Here is a 3087-nt window from a genome sequence, read left to right as displayed (position 1 = left end):
CCCCCCCCCCCCCCCCCGCCGATAGGCGGGGTGCCGGTCAGGGCACACGTAGAGGGGGCCGCCCCGAGGCCGCGACGGACGCGCCGACCCGCTCGGACGGGGATTCCGCGGACCTGGCCGTCCGCCCCGCTCACCTCACCCGTTCAGTCGTCGTGGTGGTCGTGGTTGGCGGTGCCCCTGCGCCAGTAGCCGTCCACCACCGAGGTGGAGTTGCGCACGAACCCCATCTCCTTCAGCCGGCGCCGCACCGGCTTGAGCGAGTCCGCCTCACCGCCGAACCAGGCGAAGCCGGTCCCCTCGGGCGGGGTGAAGTCCGCCAGGGCCCGGTCGAGCAGGTCGGTGGCGCCCGGTTCCGCGCCGTCCCGGTGGAGCCAGGTGATGCGCGCCCCCTCGGGCGCGTCGATGTAGCGCTCCTCCTCCGCGTCGGCGACCTCCAGGAACGCGAACACGCGGGCGTCGCGGTGCAGGTCCTCCAGGCGGCGGGCCACCGCCGGGAGGGCCGTCTCGTCGGCGCCCAGCAGGTGGTAGTCGTAGCCGTGGTCGATGTGCAGGGTGCCGCGCGGCCCGAGGACCCCCAGCTCGTCGCCGGGGCGGGCGGCCATGGCCCAGCGCCCGGCGGGCCCGTGGTCGTGGGCGACGAAGTCGAGCACCAGCTCGGCGGCCGACGGGTCGTAGCGCCGCACCGTGTAGTCGCGGTACGTCAGGCCGGGGGCGCGCATGTTCCACCGCCCCTGCTCGTCCATGTCGGGCAGGCGCGGCGTGCGCTCCCCCTCCCCGGGCAGGAAGACCTTGACGTGGTCGTCGAAGTTGTCGGTGCGGAACCCGTCCAGCTCCTCGCCGGTCAGCACCACGCGGATCATGCGCGGGGTGACCCGGTCGACCTCGCTGACCCGCAGGGTGCGCGGCTGCAGCGGGTACCACTCCAGCCTGGGCTCGGTGAGTGCGGCGGTCATGCGGCCTGCTCCTTCTCTGGCTCGGGTGGGGTGCGGGGCGGGGGCGCCCCCGCTCCGGGCGGGCGGGCCCGGCGCAGGCCGGGGAAGGCCCCCGCGATGGCGGCGGTCAGCACCGCGGTGGCGGCGCCGCCCGCGAGCACGGCGGCGCCGGGGCCGACGGCGGCGGCGAGCACGCCGAGCACGACCCCGCCCAGTGACCCGCCGACGGTGTTCTGCGCGGTCCAGACGCTGTTGACCCGTCCGCGCAGCGTGTCCGGGGTGTGCGACTGCAGCAGGGCGAACCGCAGGATCTCTTCGATGATCTCGGCGAAGCCCAGTGCGGCCAGGGCCAGCACGGCCGCGGCCAGCGCGGTGGAGGCGCCGAGCCCGGCGGCGGCCGCCCCGCACAGGGCGACCGCGGCCAGCAGCACCGCCCCCGCGCGGCGCAGGTGCGCGGTCCAGCCGCTGGTCAGCGAGGCGGCGACGGCACCGGCCGCCGAGGCCGAGTAGAGCAGCCCGGCGGTCTGCTCCCCGCCGCCCAGGACCCGGTCGGTCAGTTCGGGGATGAGCACGTAGGGGGTGGCGAACAGCAGCTGCACGAAGCCGAGCAGCAGGATGGGGCCGACGACGCGGTCGCGGACCGCGAAGCGCAGGCCCTCGGCGATGGCGCCCAGCGGCGACGGCGCGGCGGCTGCCCCCGTCCCGTCGCCGGGGCCGGGTTCGGGCGCCATGGCGGGCAGGCGGGCGACCATCAGGGTCGTCACCGCGGAGGCTGCGGCCGTGATGCCGTAGACGACGGGGTAGCCCAGCAGCGCGATGAGCGCGCCCCCGGCGGCGGGGGCGACCACGCTGCCGAGCTTGCCGGTGAGCGCCAGCAGCGCCCCGGCGGCCGGGAGCCGGTCGCGCGGGAGCAGCCCGGGGACCGCCGCCTGCAGGGCGACCTGGCTGAAGGTGCCCAGGAACCCGTTCAGGGCCGCGCACAGCACGATCGCGGCCAGGGCGGCCGTGCCGTCGAGCCACAGGGCGCCCAGTGCCAGGCCGGTGAAGGCGACCGTGGCGGCCAGTCGGCCGGTGACGATCAGGCCGCGCCGGGGGCGGCGGTCGGCCAGCACGCCGGCGACCAGGGTGCCGCCGAGCACCGAGACCCCGTTGACGGCGTTGACCAGCGCCACCATCGCCGACGACCCGGTCAGGCCGTAGACCTGGAGGGGGAGCGCGACGAGCGCGAACCCCAGCCCGAAGACGGACAGGGTGCGCGCGGCGAAGACGTTCCGGAAGGGGCGGCTGGCCTTGAGGGGGGTGAGGTCGATGGCCGCGCGGCCCACTGCCCGGCGCAGCCGGGGGCCGCGCGCGCTCACGCCGCGCCGGTGGCCCCGGCGCCTTCCATCGCCTCGCGCAGGCTGCGGGGCCGCAGGTCGGTCCAGTTGGCCTCGATGTGCTCAAGGGCGGAGGTGCGGTCGGCGGGCCCGTAGACGGTGGTCCAGCCCGCGGGGACCTCGGCGAACTCCGGCCAGAGGGAGTACTGGTCCTCGTCGTTGACGAGCACCAGGAAGGTGCCCTCGGGGTCGTCGAAGGGGTTGGTCATGGTCCGGTCCTCGATGGTTCGGTGTCCACGGTGCACGGGGCGTTCCCGCCCACGGGCCACCCTCCCGCACATCGACGGTTTAGGCAAGCCTTGCCTTATGGATTTATGTGTGGCCTGCGCCGCCCGCACCCGCCCGGGCGGGGCCCCTCCCACGCCGACGGCTCGGCGCGGACATCCCGGCGGCCCGGAAAGCGGGAACGGGCGGGCCCGCGGGATGCGCGGCCAGATCGTTGATGGGACTGGATCGTTGATGAGAGATGTGTGCCCCGGTCAGTGGTCGTAGGCCACCACCGGCAACCGTTCGGCCGGGGCACCGGTCAGCCGGTCGTGCCCGATCGCAGCATAGAGCGCGCCCCCTCCGGCCCCCGGCCCATGAGCCCCCGGCGGTGCACCCGGCACGGCGCCCCAGCCCCACCCGGCCCTCCAGCGACCGGACCACCGCCCCGATCCCCTGGCGCGGCGGGCCCCTTCACCGCCCCCGTTGATTTCCCTTTCCGATCGCCTATGAAGAGGAATCCGGAAACGGCTTCCCGTCGCCCCCTTCCGCGTGCCCGCCGTCCTCCCTCAGGC

General features: G+C 75.9%; 3 protein-coding genes. All 3 read right to left on the bottom strand.

Annotated elements, in window-relative coordinates:
* Positions 1–143: 143 nt before the first annotated feature.
* The 3 genes from D476_RS0112410 to D476_RS0112400 are packed head-to-tail and all read right to left on the bottom strand — an operon-like array spanning position 144 to position 2517.
* On the bottom strand, positions 144–953 hold the full coding sequence (locus D476_RS0112410; protein ID WP_017624261.1) for a siderophore-interacting protein: 810 nt from the start codon (positions 951–953) through the stop codon (positions 144–146).
* Positions 950–2290, bottom strand: coding sequence for an enterobactin transporter EntS (gene entS, locus D476_RS0112405; protein WP_017624260.1), 1341 nt, complete (start codon positions 2288–2290; stop codon positions 950–952). The genes D476_RS0112410 and entS overlap by 4 nt, the downstream gene beginning before the upstream one ends.
* The gene (locus D476_RS0112400; protein ID WP_017557660.1) at positions 2287–2517 is read right to left on the bottom strand and encodes an MbtH family protein; all 231 of its coding nucleotides are present in this window, start codon (positions 2515–2517) and stop codon (positions 2287–2289) included. The genes entS and D476_RS0112400 overlap by 4 nt, the downstream gene beginning before the upstream one ends.
* Positions 2518–3087 lie beyond the last annotated feature (570 nt).

It is taken from the genome of Nocardiopsis chromatogenes YIM 90109 (assembly GCF_000341185.1).
In the GTDB taxonomy this organism is placed as follows: domain Bacteria; phylum Actinomycetota; class Actinomycetes; order Streptosporangiales; family Streptosporangiaceae; genus Nocardiopsis_A; species Nocardiopsis_A chromatogenes.
The sequence above is the reverse complement of the archived record's forward strand: the minus strand, read 5'-3'. Positions and strand labels throughout refer to the sequence as shown.